Source organism: Klebsiella sp. JN_Kp121, from assembly GCF_040062145.1.
Classification (GTDB): domain Bacteria; phylum Pseudomonadota; class Gammaproteobacteria; order Enterobacterales; family Enterobacteriaceae; genus Klebsiella; species Klebsiella aerogenes.
In genome coordinates this window covers 81,892-99,928 of record NZ_JBEAHX010000002.1, presented here as the reverse complement: position 1 = coordinate 99,928, position 18,037 = coordinate 81,892, and the positions used below count along the sequence as shown (strand labels likewise).

20 protein-coding genes are annotated in these 18,037 nt (G+C 51.4%); 4 read left to right on the top strand and 16 right to left on the bottom strand.

Annotated elements, in window-relative coordinates:
- Position 1 precedes the first annotated feature (1 nt).
- The 4 genes from ABLU86_RS03005 to ABLU86_RS02990 all read right to left on the bottom strand — a co-directional run bounded on the left by ABLU86_RS03005 (position 2) and on the right by ABLU86_RS02990 (position 3,058).
- On the bottom strand, positions 2 to 514 hold the full coding sequence (locus ABLU86_RS03005; protein ID WP_071888387.1) for a TIR domain-containing protein: 513 nt from the start codon (positions 512 to 514) through the stop codon (positions 2 to 4).
- 41 nt (positions 515 to 555) lie between these two features.
- Positions 556 to 1,167 carry a TIR domain-containing protein gene (locus ABLU86_RS03000; RefSeq protein ID WP_061069973.1) on the bottom strand — a complete coding sequence of 204 codons (612 nt, stop codon included), beginning with the start codon at positions 1,165 to 1,167 and terminating at the stop codon, positions 556 to 558.
- A complete protein-coding gene (locus ABLU86_RS02995) occupies positions 1,167 to 1,895 on the bottom strand; it encodes a hypothetical protein (RefSeq protein ID WP_032454839.1) in 729 nt (242 codons plus the stop codon). The genes ABLU86_RS03000 and ABLU86_RS02995 overlap by 1 nt, the downstream gene beginning before the upstream one ends.
- Positions 1,896 to 2,470: 575 nt before the next feature.
- Positions 2,471 to 3,058: a hypothetical protein gene (locus ABLU86_RS02990; RefSeq protein WP_046883130.1), complete on the bottom strand. Its 588-nt coding sequence runs from the start codon at positions 3,056 to 3,058 to the stop codon at positions 2,471 to 2,473.
- 131 nt (positions 3,059 to 3,189) lie between these two features.
- Here ABLU86_RS02990 and ABLU86_RS02985 point away from each other — a divergent pair, with 131 nt between their 5' ends.
- Positions 3,190 to 4,080, top strand: a complete 891-nt coding sequence (locus ABLU86_RS02985) for a LysR substrate-binding domain-containing protein (protein WP_020078378.1) — start codon at positions 3,190 to 3,192, stop codon at positions 4,078 to 4,080.
- Positions 4,081 to 4,128: 48 nt separating this feature from the next.
- On the opposite strand, the gene ABLU86_RS02980 is transcribed toward ABLU86_RS02985, so the two are convergent.
- From ABLU86_RS02980 to ABLU86_RS02965, 4 genes are all read right to left on the bottom strand, one after another.
- Entirely contained in the window at positions 4,129 to 4,467 is a 339-nt protein-coding gene (locus tag ABLU86_RS02980) for a DUF1869 domain-containing protein (RefSeq protein ID WP_015706012.1), read from the bottom strand.
- A 9-nt stretch (positions 4,468 to 4,476) separates the two neighbouring features.
- On the bottom strand, positions 4,477 to 4,809 hold the full coding sequence (locus ABLU86_RS02975; protein WP_015706013.1) for a DUF1971 domain-containing protein: 333 nt from the start codon (positions 4,807 to 4,809) through the stop codon (positions 4,477 to 4,479).
- 214 nt (positions 4,810 to 5,023) lie between these two features.
- Positions 5,024 to 6,940, bottom strand: a complete 1,917-nt coding sequence (locus ABLU86_RS02970; RefSeq protein WP_020078376.1) for an EAL domain-containing protein — start codon at positions 6,938 to 6,940, stop codon at positions 5,024 to 5,026.
- 10 nt (positions 6,941 to 6,950) lie between these two features.
- Positions 6,951 to 7,448, bottom strand: a complete 498-nt coding sequence (locus ABLU86_RS02965; RefSeq protein WP_026612259.1) for a molybdopterin-dependent oxidoreductase — start codon at positions 7,446 to 7,448, stop codon at positions 6,951 to 6,953.
- Positions 7,449 to 7,735: 287 nt separating this feature from the next.
- Here ABLU86_RS02965 and shiA point away from each other — a divergent pair, with 287 nt between their 5' ends.
- Together shiA and ABLU86_RS02955 are read left to right on the top strand one after the other, a co-directional pair.
- Positions 7,736 to 9,055 (top strand): shikimate transporter, encoded by a 1,320-nt coding sequence (gene shiA, locus ABLU86_RS02960; protein ID WP_020078374.1) that lies wholly within the window; start codon positions 7,736 to 7,738, stop codon positions 9,053 to 9,055.
- Between the two features lie 13 nt (positions 9,056 to 9,068).
- The gene (locus ABLU86_RS02955; protein ID WP_348795918.1) at positions 9,069 to 9,809 is read left to right on the top strand and encodes a lipoate--protein ligase family protein; all 741 of its coding nucleotides are present in this window, start codon (positions 9,069 to 9,071) and stop codon (positions 9,807 to 9,809) included.
- Between the two features lie 5 nt (positions 9,810 to 9,814).
- Here ABLU86_RS02955 and ABLU86_RS02950 read toward each other — a convergent pair whose 3' ends face one another.
- Complete coding sequence (locus ABLU86_RS02950) at positions 9,815 to 10,552, bottom strand: HPP family protein (RefSeq protein WP_015365839.1); 738 nt, start codon at positions 10,550 to 10,552, stop codon at positions 9,815 to 9,817.
- Between the two features lie 199 nt (positions 10,553 to 10,751).
- On the opposite strand from ABLU86_RS02950, the gene ABLU86_RS02945 reads away from it, so the two are divergent.
- On the top strand, positions 10,752 to 11,861 hold the full coding sequence (locus ABLU86_RS02945) for an adenosylhomocysteinase (RefSeq protein WP_032708694.1): 1,110 nt from the start codon (positions 10,752 to 10,754) through the stop codon (positions 11,859 to 11,861).
- Positions 11,862 to 11,899: 38 nt separating this feature from the next.
- Here the strand turns inward: ABLU86_RS02945 and cobT are convergent, their stop codons facing one another.
- From cobT to dacD, 7 genes are all read right to left on the bottom strand, one after another.
- Entirely contained in the window at positions 11,900 to 12,958 is a 1,059-nt protein-coding gene (cobT, locus tag ABLU86_RS02940; protein ID WP_348795917.1) for a nicotinate-nucleotide--dimethylbenzimidazole phosphoribosyltransferase, read from the bottom strand.
- 27 nt (positions 12,959 to 12,985) lie between these two features.
- Positions 12,986 to 13,726, bottom strand: a complete 741-nt coding sequence (gene cobS / locus ABLU86_RS02935; protein WP_059444281.1) for an adenosylcobinamide-GDP ribazoletransferase — start codon at positions 13,724 to 13,726, stop codon at positions 12,986 to 12,988.
- Entirely contained in the window at positions 13,723 to 14,265 is a 543-nt protein-coding gene (gene cobU, locus ABLU86_RS02930) for a bifunctional adenosylcobinamide kinase/adenosylcobinamide-phosphate guanylyltransferase (protein ID WP_125992507.1), read from the bottom strand. The genes cobS and cobU overlap by 4 nt, the downstream gene beginning before the upstream one ends.
- Positions 14,266 to 14,437: 172 nt before the next feature.
- The gene (locus ABLU86_RS02925) at positions 14,438 to 14,761 is read right to left on the bottom strand and encodes a DUF496 family protein (protein WP_015365834.1); all 324 of its coding nucleotides are present in this window, start codon (positions 14,759 to 14,761) and stop codon (positions 14,438 to 14,440) included.
- 168 nt (positions 14,762 to 14,929) lie between these two features.
- Positions 14,930 to 15,988 carry an FUSC family protein gene (locus ABLU86_RS02920; protein ID WP_020078369.1) on the bottom strand — a complete coding sequence of 353 codons (1,059 nt, stop codon included), beginning with the start codon at positions 15,986 to 15,988 and terminating at the stop codon, positions 14,930 to 14,932.
- Between the two features lie 98 nt (positions 15,989 to 16,086).
- The gene (gene sbmC / locus ABLU86_RS02915) at positions 16,087 to 16,560 is read right to left on the bottom strand and encodes a DNA gyrase inhibitor SbmC (protein ID WP_020078368.1); all 474 of its coding nucleotides are present in this window, start codon (positions 16,558 to 16,560) and stop codon (positions 16,087 to 16,089) included.
- A 151-nt stretch (positions 16,561 to 16,711) separates the two neighbouring features.
- Entirely contained in the window at positions 16,712 to 17,878 is a 1,167-nt protein-coding gene (gene dacD / locus ABLU86_RS02910) for a serine-type D-Ala-D-Ala carboxypeptidase DacD (protein WP_032715591.1), read from the bottom strand.
- Positions 17,879 to 18,037: the final 159 nt, after the last annotated feature.

Here is an 18,037-nt window from a genome sequence, read left to right as displayed (position 1 = left end):
ATTATGCATTCCTTAAGCGGCGTTCACGAGTATTTCTTATCAGAGTATTACTACGGCAATTGGCTTGTTCGATATATCCCCTACACGACGAAATGTTAGCTGTAAAATTAGCCCAACTTACCCACAGTGCATATCCAGAATCAATATTATCACTGAGTCGAGCGGGCACATTCACTCGTCCAGAAGAATTTGATAACAATGTTGGTAACTGGACACCAATAAGTCCATGTTGTTTATCAAGCGTCGCTTTAATTTCCCAGTCAATATATTTCCTCCCCCATGATTCATTACCGACCAAGACAATAGAACATGAAGTCCCTGTGATATAACACTCACGAATACATCGCATGACATAGTCAATATCCTCACTATCAACTCGACGATCAAGGGAATTATCCGTTACAGCCTCATATTCGTCATGAAATTTTTTTGAGAATTCATTATAGTAATATTGGTCACCATCATGGTGGTAACTTAAAAAAACCTTTCTTTTAATTATTCCGCTATTATACATATCTGACCCCTTAAATTTATCTTAGCGTAAAAACAATCTAATCACCATAGTAAATTAGTTCTTATAGCAGGAACATCCGCGGGATTTTTCTTTGCTGCTGGTTCCATAACATTTCTTTTATCAAATGCCTGGTTAATATAAAATTCACTATTCCCTATAAAATCTGAATACTTAACTAGTGAGCAATAAACATCCATATCCTCATACTGAGGGACGACTTTTGAAAAGTTATGATTTTTTTTAATTAACCAAGGGAGATAATGTTCATAACCCCAATCAATGGTTCTAATTCCAATGCCGCAATTGCAAAAAACATCACTACATACACCAGAGCTAAATACGCTCGAATATATTTCATCTCTAATTACACCGATTAATCCAGCAGGATTCGCCCCCCATAAAGATGCTTGAATTTCTGAGTTAATGAAAGGTCTGTTGGCAGTTTCTGTACCTATGAGTACTACTGTTACGGTAGAGTCACCAAGATAGTCCTCCCGAATTTTCCGCATAATGTAATTTTCACTGACATTACTGCTGATATCCCCGTCACTTACGGACTTGTCAATAAATGACGCACCACCAAATGCTTCAATGATTCCGTCCTTCAAATCTTGTTCGTTTGCATGATGATAACTCAGAAAAGTTTTATGCATTACTCCTCCCACTTAGCAATATCGATGTTAAAAATACCACTAACTTCCTCACAGAAAAATTTATTAATGCATTCAAAATCAGCCATCAATTGGCTGAAATGATAGTAATGAGTCTGGATTATTCCAATTGGTGTTAAATGATAAGTTAAAGAAACATTTTCACCGTTAGAATCCTTATCCCTCGTCAATACAATATCGTTTGTTGAGATGTACTTATGCCAACGCCTGTAATTATTCTGATGTTTGGTAAGCAATTGATTCAGTTTTTTTAGCATTTTATTAGATATACGATACAACTCCATATCTCTTTTCCGCTTAACATCCAGCACTCTTATTTCAACACGAATGAAATTATAGATATCATATAAAGAGTTAAAAACCTCCTCAAATGAGTCAGAATGTGGATCAATTTTGAACACACTTCTTTTAGTATCAAGAAAATTGCGAACAGATCTTTTATATAGCAAGTCAGAACTATCAAATAAAATATTTAACCCACCGAAAGTTAATTTTTCTAACTTTAATGAATATTTTCTCTCTAAAATACCGAAAAACAAAAATATAGTAATCAATGATAATATAAGAATTGAAAGGAGCGATTTTACAAAATCAAAATTTGATATGATATTTTTTATAAACCACCATTGTGAGGCCGGTAAAAAAGAGAAGCACCCCATTAAAATAATTGCTATTAAAATAATTCCAACTAGTAACAATCCCCTGACCATAAGCGAATCCTTATGAAAAATTTCAATCAAGTTGCATTTTTATCAACATACTGAAAAAAAATATTATTCACTATTATCAATGAGTTAAAGCCACATAACACAATTACTAATTAATGCTCAGAGATTACTATACCCTGATTCGGATTTCTCCGAAATCCTTCAGGATATCAATTTCACTTTTCGCAGCCTGATTAAAAATTTGCGTATATCTGATGGAATGCATTGGAGTTTTCTCTAGACAAGCAGTGGATATCTTCATCAGCTAGCTGTCTGTGGCAATGCAGGACGGTCACAGATCACTAAAACATAATGCACCGGCAGAGTACCGATTGTACCTTATCCCCCCAATGGGCATTGCTTCTTCTTACAAGTGCATACATTTCTTAGAGGGGGTCATTCTGGTGGTCTTGACAGAAAAGGAATTCAGGTTTAGCTTACTTATTAGCCAGTTATTGGCAAAGGCGATCCCAGTCAGAGGAGCCAGATTCAGAAAAGCCTGCTTACGAGCAGGCTTTTTGCTTTCTTATCGCAATACTTTCAATCTATCTCTATTCAGAAATTATCTACGCGTTCGATCATTCGTATTTGATGCTGTGCTCATCCTGCAGCCTGATTTTCACCAGCACCGCACCCAGCAACGCCAGATCCGCCAGCACCGCCAGAGCGTAGACAAAGCCTCCCTTTCCTGAATCGGCATAGTGATTGGTTAGCAGAATCGCCAGGGTAATAAAAACGATACTCGCTATCGTCGGGATGTTCGGCATCATCCCCAAAAAACCTCTTTCTGCCGCATGGGTTTGCCAGACAATGCCCAGCCCTAATCCACCAAAGACGATTCCCGGAATGAGCTCCAGCCAACCGTGTTCGCTATTCCATATCACCAAAACCAGCAACCAACCTATAGCGGACAGCACAAAGGCATAACACGATATTGTCACGCTATAATGCGCTGGCCACGGCTGCCAACGCGCGATTGCATAGCCAACAGCAAAAGCTCCCGCCAGCGCCAATAGCAACGCCAAACTGGCGATAGCGCCGATGATGGCGGAAATGCTCAATAACAGCGCGCCTGCCGCGAATAAGCTGCTTAGCGCGATAGCTTGCGCACGCGGTTCAGCACCGGATGTCGCTACCGCAGCACGCGGGTGCAGGAAAATACTCATTTTTCACTCCTGACATTCTCAAACGATGATGAATTAAATTCAGCTCTTATTTCACATTTCAGTAGACTAGCGCCTGTATAATTACCCACACAAACGCATAGATTTCAGCCATAGATGAGAAAAACTCAGCCATGAGAAAAAACCGTCTCCCCCCGCTGGGCGCGCTACGCGCCTTTCATGCCGTTGCCCGCTGCCGCAGTTTTAAACGCGCCGCCGATATGCTCGGGGTGAGCGCTACCGCAGTAAGTCATCAAATCAAGCTGCTGGAATCTGTGCTGGAGTGCCGGGTCTGTGAACGCAATGCCCTTGGCGTCAGCCTTACCGAAAGCGGCGAAATTCTCTATGTCGGAACCCAGCGCGCCTTTAGCGCGCTGGAAGAGGCTACCGCGCAAATTGTTCGCTCACACCAGCCGCCGTCGCTCACCGTCACCACGACTTCCAACTTTCTGACTCACTGGCTGGTACCGAGACTGGCAGCATTTAAAGCGAAATTCCCCGCCATTGACCTGCGGCTACATACCAGCGTCGAACGGGTGGATCTCAACCAGCGCAGCGTGGATGTCGCGATTCGCTATCGTGAAACGCCGGAGCGCGAACTGCACTGTACCTTGCTACATGAAGACCGATTTATCGTCGTCGCCAGCCCCGCGCTGGGTATTACACGGCTGGAGGATTTGCATCACGCGACCCTGTTCCACGTTGAACATCGTCACGTTCCGGCAGATTCGCCGGGCTGGGAGAACTGGCAACGCCGCTACGGACCACCGCAGCTGAATATCGACGCAGGGTTAACCTTCAGCGACGAGACGCATGCGCTACAGGCGGCGGTGGCGGGACAAGGCGTGGTGATTGCCAGCGAACTGCTGGCGCGCGATCTGTTGCAACGCGGGGTATTAACGGCGCCATTTGAAATGTTCTTACCGGGAGCAAACTATTATCTGGTGGCGACACAAGAGTTAGCCCAGCGCGCCGATATCAGCGCCTTGCGGGACTGGTTACTGCAGCAGATAGCGATGAGTTGAAACCAGAGATAGAGGCAGATATCGGACGATATCTGCCTGACTGAATTTTTACCAACCGCAGACGTTAGTCTCTTCGTCAGACTCATAACCGCGCACAATATTGATGAGCTCTTTCACCGCATCAGCGGCATGCAGTGGATCCTGAAGCGCCTCGATTGCAGCAAAATCTTTATCTACCGATACACCGTTATTATTGTTCGTCACCATCAGGCTGAACCCTTTGCCCTGTGCGTTATCGGTTGAAAGATCCTGAAGCAATTCCGCTACTGCCTGAACCGCGATATCAGGGACATAAAGCGCCATCGGCTTGAGATAAGTTTTCTCTCGTTTTTCATTATTGTTGTTATTGACTATCGCTAATGAGTAACCTTTATTTTCACTGTTCATAGACTCAACTTATCCCTCAATCAGAATTTTAGGGTCGACGTAAAAATCGACATTAAATACAGTATCGTCAGTTAATGCCTCAATGCAGTGCCATTTTTCCGGAGGAAAGACACCAAACTGCCCCGCTTCAATAGTCATCGTTTCAACAGGGTCTGGGCTCGTTTCATCGGCATAACCATAATAGCGTATTGCGCCCTGCATCACCGATAAACGCGGGTAGACGCCCTGTCGCGTACCGGCATCAAGATGGCGCTTCCAGATGGACGCGGGCGCGGTCTCTTTGGTCCACATGGGGGTGGAACGGGTCTGAACATAATGGGTAGGTATAATGATTCGTTGCATGATTTGCCTCTCTTTCCGCGCCGTGAAATAGCGCCGCGAATGGAACGATATATTGCATATCATATACCCCTTTCAATTGCTAAGGGTATTGTTTTTTCGAATCTATTTTACCTACCACTATTTATACCCATTACGGATTATCGTTATTTAAAATATAAAAAAGCGCCAGTGATAGTTCACCGGCGCCAGTTTAAAGACTGAGGATTATCTTGTTTCAGTTGTTATTTAACTGCCCCGGCTTGCCAATTAAATAGCCCTGAACGAGATCGCAACCCAATTGTTGCAGCGAGGTTAATTGTTCCTCGGTTTCAACACCTTCGGCGACAATGCGCATATGTAAGCTTTTCCCCATACTGATGATCAGGCGCACAATATCGAGGTCATCTTTTTGCATAGGTATATTGACCACAAACGAGCGATCAATTTTGATCTTATCAAAGGGGAAATAACTTAACCGTGACAATGACGAATACCCGGTGCCAAAATCGTCAATCGAAATCTGAATCCCCTGCTCGCGTAACTGGCTGAGGATCTCCAGCGAGCGCGTATTTTCGTTAAATACATCAGATTCCGTAATCTCAAGATCAAGGCGCCGCGGGTCGAGGCCCGTCTTCTTTAGCACCGCAACCACCGTGTCTGTGAGTGAGGTATTGATAAGTTGAATCGGTGAGACGTTAACCGAAACTTTCAGTGGTTGCTCCCAGCGGGCCGCTTCCTCACAGGCGGTCTTCAGCACCCACTCGCCAAGTTGGTTAATCAGGCCGGTTTTCTCCGCCACCGGGATAAATTCCGTAGGCGGTACCATGCCCCGCAGCGGATGAAACCAGCGAACCAGCGCTTCGTAACCATAAATTTCACGCGACACCGTGTCGGCGATCGGCTGGTAGTAAACCTTGAACTGGTCATTTTCCAGCGCATGCAGCAGATCGTCCTCAAAGGATTTGTTGTCCTGTAAACGTTGCAACATGCCGGGACGGAAAATCTCCACATGTCCCGCACCGGATTTTTTCGCTTCATACAACGCCAGATCGGCACATTTGTATAAGTAATCAGTGCGGCTTTCAGCATCGGAGATTACGATGCCAATGCAAGCCCCGATGTTAATTAATGAATCGTAGATCTGGTACGGCTGGCTGATTTTCTCGCGGATCACATCCGCCCGCTCCAGCGCCATTTCTTCGCTCAGATCCTGCGATACCAGGGCAAATTCGTCGCCGCCAAGCCGGTACAGCGTCTCTGATGTTTTACGGAAGAACGACAGGCGGCTGGCGAGCTCCTGCAGCAGTTTGTCACCAGCATCATGCCCCAGGGTATCGTTAACATCTTTAAAATTATCCAGGTCGAACAACATAACCACTGCGCAACCATTATAAGGTTTCACATGATTGACTACTTCCTGTAGCCTCTGCCAGAAAGAGAGGCGATTAGGCATGCCTGTTAACGAATCGTGATAAGCATCATATTGCAACCGACGGTTCTGTACCTGCAGTTTCTCTTTCGACAGCTGCAAATCATTCGCGAGCAATTTCATGCGCACATGCGCGCGGCGCAAATTGTTATTTTGCCTAAGCATCAATAGGCCAAGAGTGATACACATCGTAATCAGCAAGATTGAAATCACCGAATAGATGTAATAGAGATGCTGAATCTTATCGTGCGTAAGATTGACGACATCAAAGTCCTGCGCCAGGGTCATGGAGGCCAGTGAGGTCATCGGACCATCTAACTTACTCATGGTATGCAGCAGAGTCACCATCTGCTCAGGCGTCATGGTGTCCAGTTGCCGATCGAGTTGCTCGAGGACCTGAATCAGACTGGTCACCGTTGCCTGTCGCTGCTCGCTTTTTCTGATGAACTGGCCAAGATCGCCCTGTTGCAGCAACTCGATCTGGCTCATCATTATTTCCAGGCGCAGGCGTACCTCATCGCGGTCGGTCCCCTTCACGTTCAGCGCCAGGGCGCTTAAACGAGCCTCCAGACGCATATATTCAGAGACCATCTGGGATACGGACCACGAGTCGGTATAACGTGTTAATTTTTGCAGCTCACTCTGCCGCTCATGCACCAGATAGGTAATGTATCCGGTGACGATAAAAAGCGACAAAATAATGGCAGTGAGTATTCGATTCAAGATCAGAGCCTTACTCAATTATAATCTTTGAAACCTGCCATGCCGAGCGGGAATAATAGATTTGGTTCTGTAACTCCGCGCTACTATCGTAAGGATAAACAATAAAAAGGGGCCCTTTGTCACGAATGCGCATATATTCACCATTCATCTTCAGCGCCAGGATCACCGGGAATTTATGAAAATCCTCCACCGGTACCTCAGTGGTATAATCGTTGAGGGCCATCACCTTCGCCGTCTTACCTTGCGCACCCACTAAGTCCATAAGTTTGCTAAGTGAAATACCATCAAAGCGCACTTTCCCTGAATACCACGGAGTGGTTGTGATCACTGTCTCATTGCCCAGTTTTTCTAGCGCGGCAATGTCAAATACGGCGGTATCACCTTCGTTTGTATTGGTAATCTTTCCTGAAATGGTTAAAACGGGTTTACCTGTTGGCGCAGGCAGTTTTTCTGCGAAAGCATGGGGTAAAACTAAAACATAAAATAAAACTGCAAAAATTAGACGCATATCACCCACCATATCCAGCGTTGGAGATAGTAATTGTAAACCATTTACGTGAATTCTTAAAAGCAGTCCCAATGGGGCAACAAAAATAAAATAGCAGTTATGGTCAACAGTTAACCCACGCCAGTTGTGGAAATTAAATGTTCGATTTAGACATTTTTTACTTTATTGTCTTTCATGCTGGTAAAAAACTTTTCAGCTGCGCTTATGCGCGGTAATCTCCTTAACGGCGCGAAGATAAGAAAGCGTCTCATTCAAATAATAACAAGTTAACAACAAACAGGACAGGCATGGACTCAACGCTTATTTCTCCCGACTCCGGCAAGGGGGTTGCTTCTCTTCATCGCGCTCGTCGCGCGGCATGGGGAAGCTTTGCCGGCGCCGTCGTCGACTGGTACGATTTTCTGTTGTACGGCATTACCGCCGCACTGGTGTTCAACCGCGAATTTTTCCCACAAATTGGCCCGGCGATGGGCACGCTCGCAGCCTTCGCGACCTTCGGCGTCGGCTTCCTCTTCCGCCCGCTCGGCGGCATTATCTTCGGCCATTTCGGCGACCGTTTAGGCCGTAAGCGCATGCTGATGATGACCGTGTGGATGATGGGGATCGCCACCGCCTGCATCGGCCTACTACCTTCCTTTAACCAGATTGGCTGGTGGGCGCCGGTTTTGTTGGTTATTTTACGCGCAGTGCAGGGTTTCGCCGTCGGCGGCGAATGGGGCGGCGCGGCGCTGCTGTCGGTTGAAAGCGCGCCAAAAAACAAAAAGGCGTTCTATAGCAGCGGCGTGCAGGTGGGTTATGGCGTCGGTCTGTTACTCTCTACTGGGCTGGTATCGCTTATCAGCAGTTTCACCACCGATGAGCAGTTCCTTAGCTGGGGCTGGCGCCTGCCATTCCTGTTTAGCGTAGTGCTGGTACTGGGGGCATTGTGGATCCGCAACGGCATGACCGAGTCGGCAGAATTTGAACAACAGCTGCAGAAAACGCCAGCCGCGAAGAAAAAACGCCTGCCGGTACTGGAAGCGTTGGCGCGCCATCCCGGCGCCTTCTTATTGATCATCGCCCTGCGCCTGTGTGAACTGTTAACGATGTACATCGTGACCGCCTTCGCCCTCAACTACTCGACACAAAACCTCGGCCTGCCGCGTGAACTGTTCCTCAATATTGGGTTGCTGGTGGGCGGTATTAGCTGTATTACCATTCCCTGCTTTGCGTGGCTGGCGGATAGGTTTGGCCGCCGTCGTATCTATATTACCGGGGCACTGATCGGAACATTAAGCGGCTTCCCCTTCTTTATGGCGCTGGAGCAGCACTCGCTGTTCTGGATCCTGTTTTTTGCCCTGATGCTGGCCAACATCGCCCATGATATGGTGGTCTGCGTACAGCAGCCGATGTTTACCGAAATGTTTGGCGCCAGCTATCGTTACAGCGGCGCAGGCGTAGGCTACCAGGTGGCCAGCGTGGTCGGCGGCGGTTTTACGCCATTTATCGCCGCCGCGCTGGTCACCTTCTCTGGCGGGTCATGGCATAGCGTGGCGATTTATCTGACGGTCGGCTGCCTGCTCTCCGCCGTTACGGCGATGTTGATGAAAACCCGCCATCCGGCATAAAAACGGAGGCTTTATGCGCGAACCACATAACGCAGGCTGTTTGCCCATCCGCTTCAATATCGGCGGATTACCGATTGTCCAATGCGATGATCCCACGCTCGCCGAACAGCCTCTGTTCGAGCGCGCGCGCCGCGGCGAAGCCGTCGCTCAACTCTGGCAGGCGCCGCAAGGGTTCGTGGTTCCTGGCAATTACCGGAAATTCGCCAATCTGGCCACCGTCAGTGAATCTTTTGCCGCCCGTGGCTGGCCGGTGTGGATGCGTCGATCCGGAGGCGGGCTGGTGCCGCAGGGACCGGGGATCCTCAACCTGAGTCTTGCCTGGCCGGTAATCCAGCCATTAGGCGAGGCCGCCGAACCCATCTATCTGTTGTTATGTGGAATATTGCAACGCACGCTTTCGACTCTTGGCGTCGAAAGCCATTTTCAGGCCGTCAGCGGTTCTTTTTGCGACGGCCGCTATAATCTGGCCTGCGGTGAGGGAGAAAACGCGCGCAAGATTGCCGGTACCGCTCAATACTGGCGGCCCGTAGCCGAAAGCCAGGGTCACATCGTCCTGGCTCACGCCGTGATATTACTGGATGCCGATCTGCAGGCCGCGCATCAGGCGGCCAATGATATCGAGGCGCTGCTCGGCAGCGGTAAGGTCTACCGCGCGGACAAAACGATTACGCTCGCCGAATTATTGCCCGGTGAACCCGACCTCATCGAGCGATTCAGGCTCGCGCTAGCTAAGGCATTGCAACGGGTGTCTTAATAGCATCACTGGCGCGCTTTTTGACCGGCGGCAAGACGCAGACGGGCCTGCTGTTCGATATTCTCCAGTAGTTCCTGCACATCGTCCTCGCCGATATCAAGGAACTGCCCTTCCATCAGCGCGGCGTGAATATCTTCGCGAGTGACTGCAATCCCCATCGGCACTACATTCGGCTTCACCTCTTCCGCCGCCAGCGGATGCGGATAGCGGCGCCCGACCAGATTGTTGAAGACGATCGCCAGCAGCGCCAACATCATGGAGTTCAATAATACCGGCGTCAGCACAAACTGGTAGCCTTCACTGTGTACGCCGGCGCCGCCAAGGATGGCCGTAAGCGCCACCGCGCCGCCAGGTGGATGCAGACAACGCAAAAAGTACATCCCGGCGATCGCCAGCGCCGCCGCCAGGCCGCAGGCGATTGCCGTATCCGGCACCAGTAGTCCGACGGTGACGCCGATCAGCGCCGAAAGTACGTTGCCGCCAACGATAGACCAGGGCTGAGCAAGCGGGCTGCTGGGCACGCCAAATAGCAATACCGCCGAGGCCCCCATCGGCGCAATAAACCACAGATTTACCTCACCCAACAGCCAGTGGCTGAACATACTGGTCACCGCCAGTCCGGTTCCCGCACCGATCGATCCCAGCACAATATGCTTTTTAGCAACGGGTAAGGCATGAGGTTTTAAACGGCCAAGAAAAATACGCGCGCGAGAAAATAGCGGGCGCTGTAAAACGCGTAACATCGAACGAATCGCTCACATCATAGGAATAAATGATGTTTCATTGTCTTTATTTAACCATTCATTAACAACCATGTATTTATGATGCCTATTATTTGCAACTTTACCGGGCAGTGTGGGTTATGTGATTTTTACACCCTGCGTTAGAATCATCTTCCCCACCGGGGTTAAACCCACTCTACGGATTAAAGGTCACAATACGGTGAATAATAAGACAAATTTAACGAAAGAAGTGGCATGGGCCAGCCAGAATATGCCGCGTACCCTGCGTCAGGTGGCGGCCCTTCCTGACCTCAGCGAAGTGCGCCTGGCCTGCTGTATGCATCTCGATATGAAAATGATCCCGCTGGTGCAGGGGCTCCTTGAGAAAGGGGCGAAAGTCTTTCTGACCACCTGTAATCCAACCACCGTGCAGGATGAGGTTGTCTCCTGGCTGGTGGAGCGCGGCGCGGAAGCCTGCGCCTGGCGCAATATGAGTGACGCCGACTGGCAACAATCATGGGAAAAAGCCATCGCCTGGGGGCCAACTCACCTTTGTGAAATGGGTGCAGATATTACCACTCTGCTCCACCAGCGCGGCGAGTTCGGCAATGTCGTCGCCGGCCTTGAAGCCACCGGCTCCGGCGTCAATCGCCTCGGTGATATTCGCCCCGGCTACCCTATCTTTAACTGGGATGATCTGCCGGTCAAAGAAGGGCTACATAACCGCCATATGGTTGGCCTGACGGCCTGGCACACATTCTTCCAGACTACTCACCTGACCCTACATGAGAAAAAAGTGCTGGTGATCGGCTACGGCCTGGTCGGGCAAGGCGTCGCCGCCGCGGCAAAAGCCTTCGGCGGCCAGGTTATGGTGGCGGAAATCGATCCCGCGCGCCGTTTACAGGCCGCTTATGACGGCTGGCATGTCGTGGATTTACAGGATGCCATCGCATCAGCCGACGTCGTCGCTACCGCCACCGGCGGCAAAAAAGTGGTCAACAGCCTGGCGCTGGACAGCGCTAAAGATGGGGTGTTTATTCTCAACGTCGGCCACGTGGCGGAAGAGATTGACTGCGAACACCTGCGCCAGTTCCCGCATGAAGAGGTTATGCCCTATATCAACGCTTATCGGATGCCGGGGAAAACAATCTATCTAATGGCCGATGGCTCAATGCTCAACCTTACCGCCGGTTTTGGCGATAGCCTGAATGCGTTTGATGTCACCCTTGCGGTGATGGCTAGCGGCATTCGTCATATCGTTACCGACGGCATGCAGGCTAAAGCGGATGTTTATCTGCTGCCGCAAAGCGTGTGGCAGCAGGCGCTGTAAGCACTGTTTCGGGGGGCCGGTCGGCGCCCCGAAGCCGCTTAACGGGTTTCCGGCAGCACGATATTGCTCTCAGCCAGCGTCCCCATATTGTTGAACATTGCCCCTGCCGCCTCGACCAGATGCATGGCTAACGCCGCGCCGCTGCCCTCGCCTAAGCGCATGCCCATCTCCAGATAAGGTTGCAACTGCAGGTGTTCCAGCGCAATACGTGCCCCCTTCTCCGCCGACAGATGCGACGGAATCAGGTACGGATGCAACTGTGGCGCGATCCGGCAGGCCGCCAGTGCTGAAGCGTACGATAAAAAGCCATCGAGTATCACCGGCAATCCGCAGGAAGCGGCGCCCAGCATAACCCCAGCCATCCCGAGCAAGTCAAAACCGCCCACTTTTGCCAGCACGTCGAGGCCGTCTTCGGATGAAGGCTGGTTAACCGCTATCGCCAGGCGTACCACTTCCGCCTTATGCGCCAGTTGCGATAGCGGAAGGTTTGCGCCGATGCCGACAACATCGCCGGCATCATGGCCGGTCAGCACGCTGACCACGGCCGCAGCAGGCGTAGTGTTCGCCATCCCCAGCTCGCCCACGCCAAACAGACGCACGCCCTGCTCCGCAAGCTGGCGGGTGTAGCGCATGCTCGCCAGCAGCAGCGCTTCGGCCTGCTCCCGGCTCATCGCCGCGGTACAGGCAATATTGCCGCTGCCGCGCGCCACTTTCATATTTACCAGCCCTGGGATCGGTTCGGCGTCAATACCGATGTCAACTACCTGAACATCAGCCCCGGCCTGAGCTGCCAGCACGCAAACGCCGGTATTCTTACGGGTCATATTGGCCGCCTGGATAGCGGTCACCGCTTGTGGCGAGACGGTAACACCTTCATGCCAGACGCCGTGGTCGGCGCACATGACCACGATAGTTTTGCGTGCAAAACGTAGCCCGCCCTGTAGCCCCGGCATACCTCCCAGCTGAACCGCCAGCGTTTCCAGACGCCCCAGGCTGCCGGGAGGTTTCAACAAGCCGTCAATATGCTCACGAGCCCGCGACATCGCGCTTTCGTCCGGTCGCGGGATGGCCGCTAACCATTCAGTTATTGTATTCATATGCTTCCTGACAGCGCGCTGTGTGCTCTATAGCAACGCCAGTAAAAAGATAACTTCGCCCAGTTCAATGGCCGCCCCAAGCGTATCGCCGGTCTGCCCGCCCAGCGTGCGCTTCAGCGCCTGGCCAAGCGCCGATACTACCAGCAGCGTTATAACCGCAGCCAGCAGGCCATGCAGGCCCAGCAGCAGCGTTGCCAGCGCCAATGATAGCGCCAGGGTAATGACGGTCTGTCGGAAAGTCACCTTGCCAATAAATACGTTACCAAGCCCCTGCTCCCGGGCATAGCGCTGGCGGTACATTAACAGCACCGACATCCCTCGCGCCACGGCACAAGATGCGGCCAACGCGGCCAGCATCGAGGTACCGCGCAGCGCCAGTTCGCTAATGACGAGAACCTTCGCCATCAGCACAAAGATCAGCGCCAGTCCGCCGTGCGTCCCCAACCGGCTATCGCGCATGATCTCCAGCATCCGTTCGCGGCGGCGGGCGGAAAAGATCCCATCGCAGGTATCCGCCAGGCCATCAAGATGAAAACCGCCGGTCAGCAGCGCCAGCGCCAGTACGGCAAACAGCGCGGCCAACGGCAGGCCGCACCAGGCATGAAGCGCCAGCATCACCAGCCCGGCAATCGCGCCGAGTAGTAACCCCACCAGTGGAAAAGTAACAATCCCACGCTCATATTGATCGATTTCCAGCCCCTGCGACCAGCGGGCCGGAACCGGCAAGCGGCTCATAAAAGAAAGCGTGGCAAAGAACGATTTAATCATTTGATTTTGACTCCTATCCCTGAAACAACCAGCCACACCTCATCGGCAGCCGCGGCCAGCATCTGATTCACGCGCCCGGCAATATCACGAAAATGCCGCGCCAGCCGGTTGTCCGGCACGATTCCCAGCCCCACCTCATTGGTAACCAACAGCACCGGCGATGGGCAGGCGCGGCAGGCAGCAATCAGCTGAGTGATTTCTTGCGTGACTATCCTTTCCAACGCAGCGTAATCCCATTCTTCAGGATCCGTTTCCCCACCTTCAGCGAACAGAATATTGGTGACCAGTGTAGTGACGCACTCAAGCAAAATGGCTTCATCGGGTGCATTATCGGGGGTAATGAGTGGCGTTAGATCACGGCTGCGCTCTGCAGTACGCCAGTGCGGTGGGCGGCTATTGCGGTGATGTTGAATGCGTGCGGCCATTTCATCGTCAATAGCGGTTGAAGTGGCGATATAAAGCACCGACGCGAAGGATTGGAGTAAAGATTCGGCGTGACGGCTTTTGCCGCTACGCGCGCCGCCGGTAATCAGTATCATCGCGGCGGTACCTGTAGCTGGGACAGCATGTGATAAACCCTTCCGGTATCAATAAGTTCACGGCGGCAGTATAACAAACTGTCGGCTTAAAGGGCGATGCTTATACGGAGGTTTAACGGCAGGAAGAGGAGGAGCCCGGCGGCAAGCACTGCCGCCGGAACTAATGAGTGGTTTATTCGCCGACTTTGGCTTCACCCATCACTTTGAGTTTTTTAGAGATGTCGCGACGTTCTTTCGACAGCTCGGCGTTCTTGATGATGTAATCGTCAACGCGGTCTTCATAATCGGTTTTCATGCTGGCGATGATACCCTGAATGGCTTCAACGCTCATACCCGGCTTGATGTAGTCGCTGAGGTTGTCCAGCAGCAGGACACGCTTCTGGTTATCACGGATCTTTTTCTCAACGTCCTGAATTTCACGCTGCAGCTTGTTCTTACGACGGAACAGACGAACAAACTCCAGAACGTCCTGGAAAGAAGGCTTAGTTGTTTCCATTTTTACACCCCTAATATTTGAGATTCGGATTCGCTAAAGCGACTGCCCTATAGGGCTAACATAACTGCTAGCAGTCGCTGATGACAATGTTTTTTCCTTTGCATTTATCATAACCCTAAATGCTGCTGAATCGAAGCAACCTGTTCACTTCGCGCACGTATCTGTCTTTTATTTGCGCAGCGCGCGGCAAATAAGGTGCGACAGCAGCTCAAGCTGGCGCGCCAGCTCAATGGTCAGCCAAACATAGCCGTGAATCGGCGTTTCCGACAGATTATCGCCCTGATGCTCTTTGATAAGCTGTCGCAACTCAACCACGATCTCGTTGAGCTTCTCGGTGTTGGCGCGTACCGGCTGCGGGTTTCCCTCATACAGGGCATGGGCGATAGTCAGCAACGTTTGCTGAGTCATCTGTTGGGTTTCACGCAACGTCTGGGCGTTAAGCATCACAAAATGGCCCTGACGAGAGGCCCAATAAGCGTTGATCTGCAGTTCCAGCATGCATACCAGATTACGGCTGACGGTCTGAATGGCTTCGAAGATTGCTTTCTGAATATGCGTTTCTTTGCTGGCCGGGGTTATCAACCCACGCATTTTCACCACATCATTGAGCGCTTTCTGAAGATGTTTTTCCAGCCGCGGGCGCTCAACCAGATTTGGCGAAAAACCGGCCTGATACAGCCGATTAAACGTTGTGACGTAATTCGCCATCTGGATGCGCCAGTGCAAAAACGCCCGCTGCGGCCAGATACCGGTAAACAGCATCGCCAACAGTGAACCGAAGATAACATCGCCGCTTCGCCACAGCGCGGTGTTCATATCGCCCGGCGGCGCGCCCACCACCACCGCCAGCGTAATGCCAATCAGCAGCGCCTGATAGGGCCGCTTGCCGAGCGCCAGCCAGCCGCAAAGGAACATCGCCACCGCGCACCACAGCACCATGATTGGCAGTGAGATAAGCTCGAGTTTGAGCGCCACCAGCCCCAGTACCGAACCGAGGATAGTGCCGCCAATACGTTCGAAGGCCCGCGGCACCACATTGCCCCAGAAAGAGATAGGCCCCATCACCACCACCAGGGTGATCAGAGGCCAGGTGCCCTCCGGCACGTTCAGCAGACGCACCAGCAGGAAGGTCAGGACAAAAGCCAGCGCGATGCGGATACCGTGCACAATTCGGTAATGACGATACAGACGGATCTCAAATGGCTTAAGTGATTTATCAGCGCGCACGGCCTGCTCCGGCAAACAGAAAAGGCCAATTGTAGCCGCTTTTTTCACGAGCGCACTGCGCTAATGTAAAAAACCTTGTCAAGATAAGGGATAACGACTTACGAGCCGATACGGTTCACCGCCACATACATCTCAATATCCCAGTGACCATCCTGGTTGCCATCGTTAAGATAAATTTCAAAACAGGGCTTATCCGCGATTTCGAACTCGCTGCTCTGCAGCAGGCTGTCAAAGAACTGCAGCCACGGCGTGGAGAAATCATGGTTAATGACCCGCGCGCTGGCGCAGGCGTAATCGCCACCGGCAATTGCGGTGAGGATGACCCCTTCACTATTCGGCGGGATGACGTAATCATCCGCCACGGTAACAACGGTGTCACAACGCAGTTTTTCCGCCGGTACCTGCTGCGGATTATCATAATATACCGCGACCCACTCCTGCGCAGGCACCTGGTGGTGACTGACCCACGCCGCCAGTTGTTCAAACCCCTGCTTTACGGTCTGCTCCCAGGGGCCAACCATATGAAACCCGGCAATCTTGCGGGCATCGAGAGATTGAATGCTGTAGTTCATAGCGCCTCCAGTGTTGATAAAATACTGTATAAATATACACCAAATTTAGCAGCCGGATGAACAACAGTATGTGCGCGGATTCACAGAGTCGCCACAAGTGCGAAATGAATACAGCCCGCCGCAGAGTGCGGCGGGGCAGAGGGTAATAAGATTAAATGCCGTGATGCAGATAATCGCTCAGGCGGGAAAACATCCCACCCCTGCCGACGCTTTCCAGGGTCACCAGCGGCCAATGCCCGACCACTTTGTCGCCATCGTAAAGAGAGATTTCGCCCACGCGTTGGTTAGCGGCAATCGGCGCTTCCAGATCCTTGGTATCAAGCACATATTTTGCTTTGATACGTGGAACTTCTGATTTCGGGATCGCGAGCCAGAAGTCCTGATCGGTGCCGAGCTTGATCTGCTCTTTGTCGCCATACCAGATATGTTCGACGCCAACCTGCTTACCTTTTTGCAGCACCTGAACGGTGTCAAAGTTCTGTTGACCCCAGTGCAGCAGCTTAGCCGCCTGCTCTTCTCGCCCTTTTGGACTATCGGCCCCCATCACCACGGCAATCAAACGGCGCTGGCCATCGACCGCCGAGGCAATAAGATTGAAGCCCGCTCCTGAGGTATGGCCGGTTTTCAGGCCATCGACATTCATGGTTTTGTCCCACAGCAAACCGTTACGGTTCTGCTGGGTGATACCATTCCACGTCAGGCTTTTTTCGCTATACATGTGATAGACATCCGGCTCGCCGTGAATAATCGCCCGCGACAACACCGCTAAATCATAGGCGGAGCTATGCTGGCCAGGCGCGTCGAGTCCGTGGACGGTTTCAAAATGGGTGTCTTTCAAATGCAATTTTTCAACGTAGCTATTCATCAACGCGACAAATTGCGGTTGGCCGCCGGCGACATAGTCAGCGAGCGCGACGCAGGCGTCATTACCGGAATCGACGATCAGCCCGCGGCTAAGATCGCGAACGCTAACCCGATCGCCCGCTTTAAGGAACATCAGCGAAGAACCGTTAAACACCGGATTGCCCTTGGCCCAGGCATCCTTACCGACGGTGACCATATCATCAAAGGTAATGCGATGGCTGTCGATGGCGCGGTCGACAACGTAACCGGTCATCAGTTTGGTCAGGCTGGCGGGGTTACGCTGTTGGTGTTCATTACCGGCGGTCAGGATTTGACCGGTAGTGTAGTCCATCAGCACCCAGGAACCGGCCTGGATCGATGGCGGCGTCACGGTGACGGGCAAATCAGCGGCAGCAAATGCGCAGGAAACGCTCGAAGCGAGCAAAGTTACAGCAAATAAAAAACGGCCTTTCAACGGCATATCCTCAAGATTTACAGATTCGCCGTCCTTTTTACGGAAGTTCGCCTGAGAGATCAGGGCTAAATTGCAAGAAAATATGACATGACAGTAGATGCATCTGACCGTTACCCTTCTGATGGCTCTACAAATCGTTTACCATACGGAATGTCTTAC